Genomic DNA, 13,960 nt, shown 5'->3' with positions numbered 1-13,960 from the left:
CCCGGCCGAGCCGGGGCTTTCCACACCAGAATCGGAACGGGATGCTCAGTATCTGGCGACGACCGGTCCGCCGAACTTGTAGTTCACGCCGACGCGCACGATGTTCGACTTGAGATCGACCGAATGGGTGAAGGTCTGGGCCGGCAACGCCACACCGACGTTGAAATTGTTGCTGGTCATGCTGCTACGGCCAAGATCGACGTAGAGATATTCGGCCTTAAGCGACCAGCCGTTGCCCACGGCGTACTCACCGCCGACGCCTGCTGTCCAGCCGACGCGGGTGTCGCGGATCGCTCCGGACTCGGTCGCGCCAGCAAAGGTGTCGGTGAAGCTGAAATTGCCCTTGACCTCGGCAATGGCGGCGCCGCCGGTGGCGTAGATCAGCCAGCTCGGCGTCGCGAGGATGCCGATGCGGCCGCGAATGGTGGCGAGCCAATCGGCCGAGACCGACGAATTGACCGTGAAGGTGGTCGGCGCGCAGCAGGGATACACGGCGGTGCTGCTCGCGCTGCCCTTGAAGCCGAAATAGTTGATGTCGCCCTCGAGGCCGAGCACGGCGTTGTTGACCTGCCAGTTGTAGCCGGCGGTGAAGCCGCCGGTCACACCGGAGCTGTTGATGTGTTGGGCGCCGACCGTCCCGATGGCGGTCACGCTCGAATCGGCGAAATAGGCGGCTACCGGAAACAGCGTGGTGGTGGCGGGGTTCGCGCTGCCCCACTGCCCGCCGACATTGCCGCCGACGTAAAAGCCGGTCCAGTTATAGACTGGCGCGGCCACCGGCGCCTTGGTGTAATGCGCCGCGAGGTCGGCCGCCTGAACGGATGCGGTACCCAAGACCACAGAAGCGATCGCCAGCAAAAACTTGTTCATTCCAGTCTCCTTGCCCCACGCGATTGACCTCGCGTTTCGAATGCGCGCGGGTAAGAAGCAACCGGCGCAGTTAGGGGATAGGGCGTGCGCCACTGCTCGTCTTGGGCTGCGGCGAAGTTCGCAAGGACTGTGACGTAGTGTGCGCCTCGGATCGTGCGAACGGATGACGGGTGTGGCCGAGGAGCCACGCATCAGCCACGACCGGCGGCGCGCAGCACACGCCCGTGTCGCACCACGACAAGCTCGCCAGACCGCGGTTCAGACCGAGCGCGTCAGCCCGCCATCGACGCGGATGTTTTGGCCGGTGATGTAGGCCGCGCCGTCGGAGGCCAGGAACGAGATCGTCGCCGCGATCTCCTCGACCTTGCCGTAGCGCTTCATCGGCACGCTGTCGCGGCGCGCGTCCAGCTGCGGCAGGCTGTCGATCCAGCCCGGCAGGACGTTGTTCATGCGGATGTTGTCGGCGGCATGGGTGTCGGTGAAGATCTTGGTGAAGGCGGCAAGGCCGGCGCGGAACACCGCCGAGGTCGGGAACATTGCGCTGGGCTCGAACGCCCAGGCCGTCGAGATGTTGATAATGGCGCCACCCTTTTGCGCCTGCATGATCGGCGTCACCAGCCGGGTCGGACGGATCACGTTCAGCAAATAGGTGTCGAGGCCGGTGTGCCACTGCTCGTCGGTGATCTCGGTGATGGGCGCACGCGGCCCGTGGCCGGCGCTGTTGACGAGCACGTCGATGCGTCCCCACTTAGCCATGGCGCCGTCGACGAGGCGCTTCACATCGTCATTCTCCTTGTTGGAGCCGGTGACGCCGAGCCCGCCGAGCTCGGCCGCCAGCGCCTCGCCCTTGCCGGAGGATGACAGGATCGCGACGCGAAACCCATCCGCCGCCAGCCGCCGCGCAGCCCCTGCCCCCATGCCGCTGCCGCCGGCGGTAACGAGCGCAACCTTCTCTGCTGCCATGACCGATCATCCCTTCAGTTGAGGCGAGCCGCAGGCTCGGCCTATCATGAGGCCTTCTACAGCCAGACCTGTCGGCAGGTCCATGGTCGAGGGCATCCGTCATGAGCAACCCGAGATGAGTGATTTGCTGATCCGCAATTTGCGCCCCGAGGAGATCTCACTCGCCATTGGCTGGGCCGCGGCCGAGGGCTGGAATCCGGGCCTGGCCGATGCCGCCTGCTTCGCGGTTCCCGACGCACAGGGCTTCTTCGTGGGTGAGATCGATGGCGAGCCGGTGGCGACCGTCTCCTGCGTCAATTACGATGATCGCTTCGCCTTCCTCGGCTTCTACATCGTGCGCGCGGGCTTTCGCGGCGCGGGCCATGGCCTGCGCATCTGGAACGCGGCGATCGCACATGCGGGCGCGCGCGTGATCGGGCTCGACGGCGTCGTGGCGCAGCAGGACAATTACAGGAAATCCGGCTTCCAGCTGGCCTACGCCAATATCCGCTATGGCGGCAGCGTCGCCGTGGCTCCGAAGCCGCCCACTGACGTCGTTGCGCTCGACACGATTCCGTTTGCGCTGGTGGAAGCCGACGATGCCACCGTCTTCCCGGCCCGGCGCAGCGCCTTCCTGCGCGCCTGGCTCGACACATCAGGCCATGTCGGCCGCGCGCTGGTGCGGGACGGCAAGCTCGAAGCATGGGGCGTGATCCGGCCGTGCCGGACCGGCCGCAAGATCGGCCCGCTCGTCGCCGACGACCGCGCGGCGGCGGAGGCGGTCGTGCAGGCTTTGCTTGCGAGCACCGATGTCGGCGAGATCTTCCTCGACGTCCCCGCCGTCAATCGCGAGGCGATTGCGCTCGCGGAAGCGCTTGGCCTCAAGCCGGTGTTCGAGACCGCGCGGATGTACACGGGAGCGATCCCGCCGCTGCGCATCGACCGCGTCTTCGGCGTGACCAGCTTCGAGCTGGGTTAGTAGCAGCGCGTGATGTTGACGGTATGCTCGCTGCCGCCGCGGCCGGGTACCGTCACCTGCTCCGTCGGGCAGCTCGGCACATAGGGCCGGTCGGACGGCACCACGTTCGGCGGGAAGCGATGCGACCAGTCCCACGGGACGTCATAGGTGTAGGTGTAGCGCACATCGGTGGAGACCGGCTGCCCGGCATCGCCGAAGGGCTGGCTGTAGCCGGCGCCGTCGTAGAAGAACCCGCCGCCGCCCGGCCAGTAGACGAAAGGGCTATTCCGCCGATGAAACCGGGCTCCCGGCCCAATCGGCGCACGCGCCATGGCGCCGGGAGGCGCGGCGGTCATCCCGTGCGGCGCGGCGCCGCCGGGTCTGGCAAAACTGCCAACGGGGCTAAGGAGCAGCGCGGCTGCGCTGAGCGAGGCAAAGAGCGCCCCATATGATCTGGACATCATGATACGCACCAACTCGTTTGGCTTCGGCGGCTCCCCGAAAGCTACGCTAGGCCCGGCCGTCGCCCACCCGCAAACGTATAATTAATTATTGGTTAAGGCACGGGATTAACCGGGGAGCAGGTGCGGCAGAACGCCCGGGATTCTGTGCTGATTTCAGACACTTCGTTCCACGGCGTGTCGGCTTCATGACGAGTTGATCGTTCCAGCCGAATGCGTCCGGAACGTGCGTCAGCGGCCCTGCTGCTTGCGCAGCCAATCGAGCATGTCCTGCAAGTTTTCCTGCGCGTTGCCGGTGCCCTGCGTCACGATCGCGGTGTTGCCGCCGCTGCGCCGGTAGACCGTCGTGCGCCCGGGCTCCTTCTCGATTTTGACCTCGGCCTGCGCCGGATCGCCGCTCTGCGTGATCACCGACGTGCCGTTCTCGTCCTGGACCACCGTGGTGTGACCGTCGCCGGCGCCGGCCGGCGCCATCGCGACCACGCTCATGAGTCCTATTCCGGATGCGAGCAGGAGCAATCTCATGTCACACCTCCATCATCGGCTGAACTGAAAGATCGCCAGCCAGTTGAAACGCCCGAACTGCCTTACGGCTCCCGTATTCATGTCTCCGATCTGGAGCAGGAGCGCGTTGGTGGAATTTCCGACCTGGGTGATCTCGGCGGTGTTGCTCGCACCGGATTGACCGATGATCGCATTGGTGGTGCCGCCCACCTGGATCACATTGGCATAGTTGCGCGTGCCGTTCTGGATGATGGTCGCATCCACCGTTCCGGTGCCGCCGATCTGGATCACCCGCGCGATATTGATGCGGCTGTTCTCTTCGATCGTCACGGGCTGAACATTGTCGCCGAACTGCACGACCGTTTCAATGGTCACGTTCCGGTTCGTCACGCTGCGCTGGATCGACCCGGCGCTCGCCTGCGTCGCCGTGCCGATGGCGGCGAGCATCGCCGCCAGGGCCAAGGTGCGCCTCAAGGTGCGCCTCAAGGTTTGTCCGCCGCATCGCATTGCGCTTCCCCGTTCGTTCCTGGCACCGGCGCGTTCGCTTCGCCTGTTACGGACCGGTCTGGACGATCGTCGAGGCGTTGACCGTGCCGAATTGCGCCACCGTGCCAGCATTCATCGTGCCGAGCTGCGATATCAGGCTCGTCGCCGACTGGCCGGCCTGACCGACGAAGGCGAGATTGTTCGTTCCGGCCTGCCCGATCGATGCGGAATTCGTTCCGCCGAATTGCAGGACGCCGGTGGCATTGTTGGTGCCGTTCTGCGTCACTGTCGCGCTGGTGCTGCCGCCGATCATGAACACGCCCGCCATGTTGAGCTGACTGTTCTGGTTCAGCACCACGGGCGGCCCGCCGACAGAGACGATGGTCTTGATGTCGGCGGTCTGGGCACCGGCTGATCCGGTGCCCGCCGAGCACAGAGCGAGCACGATGGCGCCCGCGCGTCCCAAATGATGTTTCATGACATGCCTCGTCACTTCGGGTCGGCTCACGGAGCCTGCTGGATGATCGTCGAGCCGTTCAGGATTCCGAGCTGACCAACTCCGGCGGCATTGTTCGCACCGATCTGGCCGATCAGGCTCGAATTGGAGCCGCCGACCTGGCCGGCCAGCGCGGTGTTGGACGCCGTCGCGGTCGTGCCGCCCTGCCCGATCACCGAATTGTTGACGGTCAGGAGCGAGCCCATCTGCAAAGTGGTCGCCGTATTGGTGGCGCCGAACTGCATCGTCGTGGCGTTGTTGCTGGTGCCGCCGCTCTGCGAAATGAACGAAGTGTTGGTCGTTCCGAATTGCAGCACGCTGGCGGTGTTGCCGGCGTTTGCATCGGCGGCCGTCAGCGCACCGAGCGCCACGACCGTTGCAATGAAATAGGTGATCCGCATGTCATTTCCTCCGCGACAATGGGCGGGCTATCGCAATTGATCAGCCGGCCGGATTGCGGTGCATTCGAGAATGGCGCGGACGCACCGCAACTGGGTGCGCCCGGCCGACGAGTACGTGGGTCAGTGCGCCGTCTGCGAGACGGTGCTGCCGTTGACGCCGAACACGCTGAGCTGGCCGACGGCGGCGGAGTTGTTCTGCAGCGCGGGAGGCCCGAACGAGTTCTGGGTGATCGCGCTGCCGTTGTTGCCGAACGCCACCTGGCCGGTGGTCGCCGTGTTCTGCACGCCGATCTGGTTGACCGTGCTGCCGTTGTTGAGCGAGGCAGAGCTGGTTCCCTGCATCGTCGTCGCAGTGTTCACGATGCCGAGCTGGCTGGTCGAGGAAGTGTCATTGGTGAGGCCCTGCTGCGAGACGCTCGAACCGTTCACGACGCCGACCTGCACCGTGGTCGAGGTGTTGGCGGCCTGCGCCGCGGAGGACAGGGCAAACAATGCAACGGAAGCAATAAACAATTTGCGCATGGAGTATTCCTTTCTGGCCAAGTTGTCTGACTGGGTTCGGATGCCGTCTTGGAAGAGGCCGACATCGTAGGAATACTGTGAACCGATCGTGGCCTGCGCGACAGACTGCAGTTCATGCTAATCGGTACGGACTAGACGTTGCGCAAAAATGTCGGCACATCGAAGCGCAAGAGCGGCCTCTATCCCGTGCCGGCGCGAATCGTCTCCGCTTCGCGCCCCATGCTGTCGATCAGCCGTACCACTTCGATCGGCGTACGCAGCTCCAGCTTCCGCATCATCCTGGCGCGATGGACCTTCGCCGTCACCTCGCTCACGCCGAGCCTCGCCGCGATCTGCTTGGCCACCAGCCCTTCGGCCATCAGCAGCATGATCTCGCGCTCTCTCGCCGTCAGCGTCTCGACGCGCTGGCGGGCTTCACGCACCACATCCTCGCGTTCCAGCCGCCTGCGGTCGCGCTCGATGCCATGCCTGATCGCATCGAGGATCTCCTGCTCGCGAAAGGGTTTTGGCAGAAACTCGACCGCGCCGCGCTTCATGGCCTCGACCGAGACGCGGACGTCGGAATGGCCGCTGATGAAGACGATCGGGATCGGCACGCCCGTCTCGGCGAGCCGGCGCTGAAGCTCGAGGCCGGTCGGCGAGGTGCCGGGAAAGCGGACGTCGAGCACGAGGCACGACGGCCCGGGCGAAATACTCTCCGCGAGGAACTCTTCCGTCGAGGCGAACAACTTCACCCGGTGTCCGGTCTCCTCGCAGAGATTTCCGATCGCGGTTCGAATCTGAATTTCGTCGTCAACAACATAAACTATGGCTTGATCTGAACCCATTGCAACGGACTCCTCGTCTTGGGGCTCGATGAGCAGGCATCGAGCCATCCATTCTTCTTGCAAGCGCAGACAAGGTGCTTGAATGAATTCGCGGGGTCCGGGCGAAGCGCATCGGTCCACCGGTTCGACGTCTTAGAGCCAACACCCGCTCGTGACGAGTGAAGGCGTTCACACATCGGGCTTCGTGATCGGAGGGAATTGAGCTCGCCTCCGTTCGCGTCGCGACGGCGTGCGATATCGGGGAATGCGGCAATCCGGTGTTGTGGAGTCCGGTCGCGTGATCGCGGTCTCGCCAACTGCATCATGGCATCATCACTCATGTGCCGAGTTGAACGCCGGGCGCCGGCCGCTTTCGGCCGGAGCAGACGGGACGTTCAGTCAGCTTATCGAGTTCGATACCGCGCGCGTCATATCGATACGCTTCGTATGCATCTCCAGCAAATCACGAAAAGTCGCACCCCTGCGCCTTTACTACTGGATCATCAGGCGCACCCGACCGACGCCCCGACGAGAACGACATACTGACGATCGATACTACCTTAGATGATTTACAACCATAGCGAGCTTGCCATTTTTTCCTGCCGCAACGAAGCCATTTCAACGAGGCGGGTTTTGATATGCGATTTGTGCCAGTTATTGCCTTGCTTGGAACTGCATGCAGCCTCGCCGCGGTCACCACCGTGGGGCCGGCTGTCATCACCGGCGCGACCGGGAGAGCTGCGGACAAGGCGGCGCACGCCTTGGAATCGACCAGGCGCCTGCTCGTGCCCACTGGGCGTGAAGCTCCGACATTCGGGTCCGATTCGCCCGTGTTCCGCTATGCCTCGATTCAACGCGGCAGCATCGAGCAGACCGTCACCGTCACCGGTGCCCTGCAGCCGGTCAAGACGATCGAGGTAGGTTCCCAGCTGTCCGGGCAGCTCGCCCGGGTCTATGTCGACTTCAACGACACCGTCGCCAAGGATCAGCCGCTCGCCTTGATCGATCCGCGCAGCTTTGCAGCCAAGGTCGACGAAGCCAGGGCCGCCCTTGCCGTCTCCAATTCGCTCGTCGACATCGCCAGGGCCAAGCTCGATCGCGCCAGGATCGACCTGCAAAACGCCAGAGGCAGCCGCGACGTGCTCGCCGCCAAGCTCGAGAGCGCCCAGGCCGTCAAGACCTCGGCGCAGAAGACCTTGCAACGGAAGCTGGCGCTGCAGTCGCAGAACGTGGTGGCGACGACGACGGTCGACGACGCGCAGACCGAGTTCACCGCACGTCTCGCCCAGGAGCGCGAGGCCGAGGTCCTGATGTCCCTCAACTCCTATTCGGTAGAGGGCGCGCAGGCCGACGTCCGCAGGATCGAGGCGGAGCTGCAACAGGCGCGCATGGCGGTGCCGGAGAAGGCCGCCGTTCTCGCCGCGGCCCAGGCCGATCTCGACCGCACAATGATCCGCTCGCCGATCGACGGCGTCGTCGTCGGCAGGTTCGTCAACGAGGGCCAGACGCTCGCGGTCGGACTGGAATCGCGCACCACCTTCGTTGTCGCCCACCGCCTGGAGGACATGGAGATTCACGCGCAGGTCGACGAAGCCGATATCGGCCGCATCGCCCCCGGCCAGCGCGCCCATTTCACGGTGGATGCCTACCCCGACCGCCGCTTCGAGGCGGTGGTGCGGCAGGTGCGCAAGGCGCCGCAGACCCAGCAGCACGTCGTCACCTACACCGTGGTCCTGGCAACCTCCAATCTCGACGGCGCGCTGCTCCCCGGAATGACTGCGCTGGTGAAGATCGTGATCGAGCGGCAGGACGACGTTCTGAAGGTGCCGCTCGCCGCACTGCGCTTCCAGCCCTCCGGCGCGCGGCAGGATCCTGCTGCACGCAGCGGGGTGTGGCTGCGCACCGCAAGCGGCTCGCTCCAGCGCATCGCGGTGACGGTCGGCGCGGCCGGCACCGAACAAGTCGCCCTCAAGAGCGGAGATCTCGACGAGGGCAGCCAGGTTGCCGTCGGCCAGGCCATCCGTCCGGCGGGCATGGAATTTCTCGGAATCAGGTTCGGATCATGACCGCCTCCCCGCCGCTCATCAGCCTCCAGTCGGTGGGCAGGACCTATCGCACCGACGGAGTGGCGGTCGCCGCCATCCGCAATGTCAGCTTCGACATCGCGCAAGGCGAGATCGTCGCCGTGATGGGACCGTCCGGCTCCGGCAAGTCGACGCTGATGAACATGATCGGGCTGCTCGACCTGCCGAGCGAGGGCGCGGTCTATCTCGAAGGGGCCGATGTCGCCGATCTCTCGGAAGATCGCCGGTCGTCCCTGCGCGCCCGCAGCATCGGCTTCGTGTTCCAGTCCTACAATCTGCTCGCGCGCCACGATGCGATCGAGAACGTCGCGCTGCCGCTGGTCTATTGCGGTGTCGGCCGCCGGGAACGCCTGGCGCGCGCGGAAGCGAGCCTTCAGGCCGTCGGCATGTTGCACCGGGCCCATCATTTTCCGCGGCAGCTCTCCGGCGGCGAGCAGCAGCGCGTCGCGATCGCGCGCGCCCTGATCGCCTCCCCGCTGATCGTGCTTGCCGACGAGCCGACCGGCGCGCTCGACAGCCGTACTGGCGCCGAGATCCTGGCGCTGTTCGCCGCGCTCAACCGGACCGGCCAGACCATCGTGATGATCACGCATGATCCCGGCATCGCGGCGCAGTGCCGCCGCACCATTCACCTGCATGACGGCGAGCTCGTCGCTGACGAGACGCCGGCTCCGGCCCTGCCGAAACGGAGCGCTGCGCCATGACGATGCTCCAGGGATTCCAGATCGCCCTGCACGCCCTCAGGCTCAATCCGCTGCGCAGCTTCCTGACCATGCTCGGCATCGTGATCGGCGTCGCCTCGATCGTGACGGTGTTTGCGATCGGTTCCGGCGCGCAGCTGCGCCTGCAGGAACAGATCCGCTCGATCGGCGCCAACGTCCTGATGATCACCCCCGGCGCGGTCTACCAGGGCGGCGTGCGTCTCAAGGACGGCAGCAAGCTGACGATGACGGAGAGTGACGTGCAGGCCATCCTCGAGCAGATACCGGAAGTCCAGGCCGCGGCCGGCTCGATCGCCGGAACGGCGCAAGTCATCCACGAAGGCAAGAACTGGAATACGACGATCAACGGCACGACGACGGGGCACTTCATGGTGCGCGACTGGCAGCTCGCGACCGGCCGCTATTTTTCGGGCACCGAGGAGGCCGGAGCCGGCAAGGTGGTGATCCTCGGCAGCACGGTTGCACGCGAGCTGTTCGCCCCCGGCGACGACCCCATCGGTGCGCAGATCCGGATCATGAAGGTCCCGCTCGAAGTGATCGGCGTTCTCGATCGCAAGGGACCCGCGCAGGACGACGTGGCCTTCGTGCCGCTCGCCACCGCCAAGCTGCGCTTTCTCGGCAGTGCCAGCAACATCAACCGGGATTCGGTTGCCTACATCATCGCCAAGGTCGCCGGCGACGGCCAGATGGCGGGGGCCCGATCGGAGATCGAGAATTTGTTGCGGCAGCGCCACCGTATTCCCGACGGCCTGGAGGACGATTTCAAGGTCCAGGATCCGGCCGCCGCCATGGAAGCGCAGCAGGGTGCGATCCGCACCGTCGCGCTCCTGCTCGTCGCCATCGCCTCGGTCTCGCTGCTCGTCGGCGGCATCAGCATCATGAATGTCATGATCGTGTCGGTCACCGAGCGCACGCGGGAGATCGGCATCCGCCGCGCGCTGGGCGGGCGGATGCGGGACATCCGTCTGCAGTTCCTCTGCGAGGCGCTCGTGCTCTGCCTGCTCGGCGGCGCCATCGGCGTCGCCGGCGGCGTCACGCTCTCGATGACGGTGGCCCGTATGGCAGGATGGGTCACCTCGGTCGACGGTCAAGCGATCGGCCTTGCCCTCGCCTTCTCGATCGCGACCGGCCTCGTCTTCGGTTTCTATCCCGCCCACAAGGCGTCCAAGCTCAGCCCGATCGAGGCGCTCAAGACGGAGTGACAACATGCCGGGAGTCGCCACATCAACCCGCAGTCCAGGGAGGAGCCAGCCATGAGCCGAGATCCGCAGGACTCGATTACACCGACGCCGCGCGAGCGCGAGCTGATGATGTTGATCGCACGGGGAATGCAGAACAAGAATATCGCCTACGAGCTCAAGATCTCGGAGAATACGGTGCGGGCGCATATCGGCAACATCATGCGCAAATACCGGCTCTCGAACCGGACGCAGATCGCGATCGTGTTTGCCCTGCACGCCGCGCCATCCTCGCTACGCCGCGATCTTGCCCGGGTCGACCGCCATCCGACGGCAACAAAGCCCGCGCAAGCCCCTGCACCACGGGTGCAGACCGCGACGGATTGAATGTCCCGGCCACAATCCCTTGCGTTGCCCGACGGGCAAAACACCCAAGGTATCGGTCAACGCGCCCGGCCGAAAATATTCCACTTTACCGAATTTCGGAAATGACGTATGTGTCGCGGCAACCCGGCCCAAGGAAGAGGGGCGTATCGCGATCGTCACGAACGCGGGCCGGGCGGCGGTGGACGCAGGTGACATCGGCGCGATGGGTTTTGCAGGGCGGAGAGCCGTGAGCAGAACCGTCGCGCACACGACCGGTGTGATCCGCGTACGGCAAAATCGTGTGGTCCTGGCGCCCGGGGTCTGTGCGCCAAGTCTTGTGGTGATGGGTGTCGTCCAACCGGACGCATCCGTCAGCCATCCGCAAGGCGACGGGGGCAATAGTGCAACGCTCCCCGGGGAGAACACGACATAAGCCGTAAGCCCACTGCGCAGGGAAGGCCGGGATGCTCCGGTTGCCCTGTTACCCGCTATGCATGAAGCACACGCAGTCTGCTCTTGGCATGGCGGTCAATGGGAGCCAACCGGCTCCCGGCCTTCCCTGCGCCCTCTTTCAATGGAGGGTGAAGCGATCAAGCAAAGCTCGGGCGAAATGCGCCGCGAGGATGCGAAGGCGTGTCTGCAAAGTAGAATGCGAGTGCCGAATGCCGCCGCAAGCTCTATCCGTCACCGTCACCCTGAGGTGCGCGCGCTGCGGCGCGACCGCGTCGCAGAGCAAGCCTCGAAGGGCGACGGCCCGGCTGCACCAGCTCGGCCGCTCATCCTTCGAGGCTCAGCATGCGATGCATCCGCATCGCGCGCTTCGCACCTCAGGATGACGGAATGGATACTGTCCGTGCGGAAAGAGTCTGGATGGCTGGACTTCGCGCGCCGAAACCAAGGTCTCGTGCCCCGGACGCAGCGCAGCGCTCTCCCGGCGATGCAAAGCATCGTCCGGTTTAGCGGTGCGCTGCAGAGCCGGGGCCCATGTAGCAGCACGTGCCGTGGCTTCCTGGGTCCCGGCTCTGCGCAGCAGCGTAAGAACGCTGCAGCGCGTCCGGGACAAGAGCGTGGCGGATGCTGTACTTCACACTCGCGTGGGGGCCGCTCCCCTCCCCAACCCTCTTGCATCGGCGACGGGCCTTGTAACAAAACCGTCATGCAGCGAAACTAAACGAACCGGGGACCGCGGTTGCGGCCCCGGGGGCCGCGGGTTGCGGCCAAGCCGCCTCGCAGGGAGATTTCGATGCGCCGTTCACTGGTGTTGCTGTCCGCCGGACTGACAGTGCTATCCACCGGATTTGCCTCCGCCCAGAACAACACGCCCCGCAATCTGATCCTGTTCATTCCGGACGGTCTGCGCGCGCTGAAGGTCACCCCCGACACGGCGCCCGCCATGGCCGAAATCCGCGACAAGGGCGTCAACTTCAAGAACTCGCACTCGCTGTTCCCGACCTTCACCATGGCCAACGGCTCGGCGATGTCGACCGGTCACTATCTCGGCGATACCGGGGTGTTCTCCAACACGATCTGGACCAACTACACCTCCGTCCCCGCCGGCGACACCGTGGTCCCCTTCATCGAGAACGACGCCGTGCTCGGCGACATCGACGAGCATTTTAGGGGCAACTACCTCAACGAGGACACCATCCTGAAGCTGGCCCGCGACAAGGGGTACAGCACCGCAGCGCTAGGCAAGCACGGTCCGACCTATCAGTTCGATCACACCGACAAGCCTGACAAAGCCGGCCTGCATTCGATCGTGTTCGACGACGCCACCGGCGGCAAGAACGGCGTGGCGCTGTCGGACGAGGTAAAGGACGCCCTGACCAAGGCCGGCCTGCCCACCACCACGCCGCCGCGCGGTGACAATTCCAAGGCAGGCGATGCCAAGACGCCCGGCACGACGTCCGCCAACGTCCCGCAGCAGGCCTATTTCGCCGACGTCGCCGCCAAGGTGGTGCTGCCGATGTTCAAGGCGCGCAACAAGCCGTTCGTGCTGGTGTTCTGGTCGCGCGACCCCGATGGCAGCCAGCACAACACCGGCGACAGCCTCAACCAGATCATGCCCGGCATCAACGGTCCGACCTCGATGGCCGGCATCAAGAACGCCGACACCAACCTTGCCCAGCTTCGCAAGGCGCTGGACGAGCTCGGGCTTGCGGCCTCGACCAACATCATCGTCTCGGCCGACCATGGCTTCTCCACCATCTCCAAGGAGAGCAAGACCAGCCCTTCAGCCAAGGTCAGCTATGACGACACGCCAAAGGACTTCCTGCCGATGGGCTTCCTGGCGCTCGACCTCGCCAAGGCGCTCGACCTGCCGCTATTCGACCCCAACGACAAGAACGCGAAGATCGAGGGCAACAAGCATCCCAAGGCCGGCAACGGCGTGCTCGGCAAGGATCCGGAAAAGCCCGACCTCGTCGTCGCCACCAATGGCGGCTCGGACCTCGTCTATCTCCCGAACAAGGACAAGAAGCTGGCGGCCAAGACCATCAAGGCGCTGCTCGCGCAGGACTATGTTTCCGGCCTGTTCGTCGAGGACTCGCTCGGCCGCTTCCCCGGCACCCTGCCGCTGTCGAGCATCAATCTGCGCGGCAAGGCAGCGACGCCGACGCCGTCGATCGTGGTCAACTTCCGCTCCTATGCCAGCAATTGCGGCGAGGCGCCGACCAACTGCTCGGTGCAGGTCGCCGATACCGTGCTGCGCCAGGGCCAGGGCATGCATGGCAGCTTCAGCCGCGGCGACACCATGAACTTCATGGCCGCGATCGGCCCGGACTTCAAAGCCGGCTATGTCGACGAGCTGCCGGTCAGCAATGCCGACGTCGGCATGACGGCCGCCCAGCTCATGGGTCTGCGCGGCGCACAGAACGGCGGCCTGGTCGGCCGCGTGATGTCGGAGGCCCTGCCCAACGGCATCGTGCCGAAGGCCTATGTTGGCACGCAGAAGTCCAGGCCTGCCGAGGGCGGCCTGATGACCGTGCTGAATTTCCAGCGCGTCGGCAGCCAGCGCTATTTCGACGCCGCCGGATTCCCGGGCCGAACGCTCGGGCTCGAGGTCGACGCGGGCAAACAAAAAACGGCGGGGAAATAACCCGCCGCTTTCGCTCGCGCCCCGCAGGGGGCGCGAGAACATCTCGGTCGTTACAGGCCCGGATCTT

At 65.1% G+C, this 13,960-nt stretch carries 15 protein-coding genes; 6 read left to right on the top strand and 9 right to left on the bottom strand.

Annotated features, from left to right (window positions below):
- Positions 1-45: 45 nt before the first annotated feature.
- Positions 46-870: an outer membrane protein gene (locus tag AABA86_RS14580; RefSeq protein ID WP_338307281.1), complete on the bottom strand. Its 825-nt coding sequence runs from the start codon at positions 868-870 to the stop codon at positions 46-48.
- A 258-nt stretch (positions 871-1,128) separates the two neighbouring features.
- Positions 1,129-1,833: an SDR family oxidoreductase gene (locus tag AABA86_RS14575; protein ID WP_338307280.1), complete on the bottom strand. Its 705-nt coding sequence runs from the start codon at positions 1,831-1,833 to the stop codon at positions 1,129-1,131.
- A gap of 115 nt (positions 1,834-1,948) precedes the next feature.
- Between AABA86_RS14575 and AABA86_RS14570 the strand changes: the two genes are divergently transcribed.
- Positions 1,949-2,791, top strand: a complete 843-nt coding sequence (locus tag AABA86_RS14570) for a GNAT family N-acetyltransferase (protein WP_338307279.1) — start codon at positions 1,949-1,951, stop codon at positions 2,789-2,791.
- Here AABA86_RS14570 and AABA86_RS14565 read toward each other — a convergent pair.
- From AABA86_RS14565 to AABA86_RS14535, 7 genes are all read right to left on the bottom strand, one after another.
- The gene (locus AABA86_RS14565; RefSeq protein ID WP_338307278.1) at positions 2,788-3,234 is read right to left on the bottom strand and encodes a hypothetical protein; all 447 of its coding nucleotides are present in this window, start codon (positions 3,232-3,234) and stop codon (positions 2,788-2,790) included. The two genes, AABA86_RS14570 and AABA86_RS14565, sit on opposite strands and share 4 nt — an antisense overlap.
- Positions 3,235-3,462: 228 nt before the next feature.
- On the bottom strand, positions 3,463-3,756 hold the full coding sequence (locus AABA86_RS14560) for a hypothetical protein (protein WP_338307277.1): 294 nt from the start codon (positions 3,754-3,756) through the stop codon (positions 3,463-3,465).
- Between the two features lie 12 nt (positions 3,757-3,768).
- Entirely contained in the window at positions 3,769-4,209 is a 441-nt protein-coding gene (locus tag AABA86_RS14555; RefSeq protein WP_283814301.1) for a curlin, read from the bottom strand.
- A 79-nt stretch (positions 4,210-4,288) separates the two neighbouring features.
- A complete protein-coding gene (locus AABA86_RS14550) occupies positions 4,289-4,699 on the bottom strand; it encodes a curlin (RefSeq protein WP_338307276.1) in 411 nt (136 codons plus the stop codon).
- 26 nt (positions 4,700-4,725) lie between these two features.
- Positions 4,726-5,118 carry a curlin gene (locus AABA86_RS14545; RefSeq protein ID WP_212253765.1) on the bottom strand — a complete coding sequence of 131 codons (393 nt, stop codon included), beginning with the start codon at positions 5,116-5,118 and terminating at the stop codon, positions 4,726-4,728.
- 120 nt (positions 5,119-5,238) lie between these two features.
- Positions 5,239-5,640 carry a curlin subunit CsgB gene (locus AABA86_RS14540; protein WP_338307275.1) on the bottom strand — a complete coding sequence of 134 codons (402 nt, stop codon included), beginning with the start codon at positions 5,638-5,640 and terminating at the stop codon, positions 5,239-5,241.
- Between the two features lie 179 nt (positions 5,641-5,819).
- A complete protein-coding gene (locus AABA86_RS14535) occupies positions 5,820-6,467 on the bottom strand; it encodes a response regulator transcription factor (RefSeq protein ID WP_212253763.1) in 648 nt (215 codons plus the stop codon).
- A 617-nt stretch (positions 6,468-7,084) separates the two neighbouring features.
- Here AABA86_RS14535 and AABA86_RS14530 point away from each other — a divergent pair.
- The 5 genes from AABA86_RS14530 (at position 7,085) to AABA86_RS14510 (ending at position 13,893) form a co-directional block, all read left to right on the top strand.
- Entirely contained in the window at positions 7,085-8,512 is a 1,428-nt protein-coding gene (locus AABA86_RS14530) for an efflux RND transporter periplasmic adaptor subunit (protein WP_338307274.1), read from the top strand.
- Positions 8,509-9,234 carry an ABC transporter ATP-binding protein gene (locus AABA86_RS14525; protein WP_338307273.1) on the top strand — a complete coding sequence of 242 codons (726 nt, stop codon included), beginning with the start codon at positions 8,509-8,511 and terminating at the stop codon, positions 9,232-9,234. Before AABA86_RS14530 ends, AABA86_RS14525 begins: the two co-directional genes overlap by 4 nt.
- On the top strand, positions 9,231-10,454 hold the full coding sequence (locus tag AABA86_RS14520; protein ID WP_212253760.1) for an ABC transporter permease: 1,224 nt from the start codon (positions 9,231-9,233) through the stop codon (positions 10,452-10,454). Before AABA86_RS14525 ends, AABA86_RS14520 begins: the two co-directional genes overlap by 4 nt.
- A gap of 51 nt (positions 10,455-10,505) precedes the next feature.
- Positions 10,506-10,817 carry a response regulator transcription factor gene (locus AABA86_RS14515; protein ID WP_212253759.1) on the top strand — a complete coding sequence of 104 codons (312 nt, stop codon included), beginning with the start codon at positions 10,506-10,508 and terminating at the stop codon, positions 10,815-10,817.
- Between the two features lie 1,222 nt (positions 10,818-12,039).
- Positions 12,040-13,893 (top strand): alkaline phosphatase family protein, encoded by a 1,854-nt coding sequence (locus AABA86_RS14510; RefSeq protein ID WP_212248947.1) that lies wholly within the window; start codon positions 12,040-12,042, stop codon positions 13,891-13,893.
- Positions 13,894-13,960 lie beyond the last annotated feature (67 nt).

It is taken from the genome of Bradyrhizobium sp. TM233 (genome assembly GCF_036247965.1).
GTDB classification, from domain to species: domain Bacteria; phylum Pseudomonadota; class Alphaproteobacteria; order Rhizobiales; family Xanthobacteraceae; genus Bradyrhizobium; species Bradyrhizobium ottawaense.
Note: the sequence above shows the minus strand (reverse complement) of the source record. Positions and strands in the feature narration are given on the sequence as shown.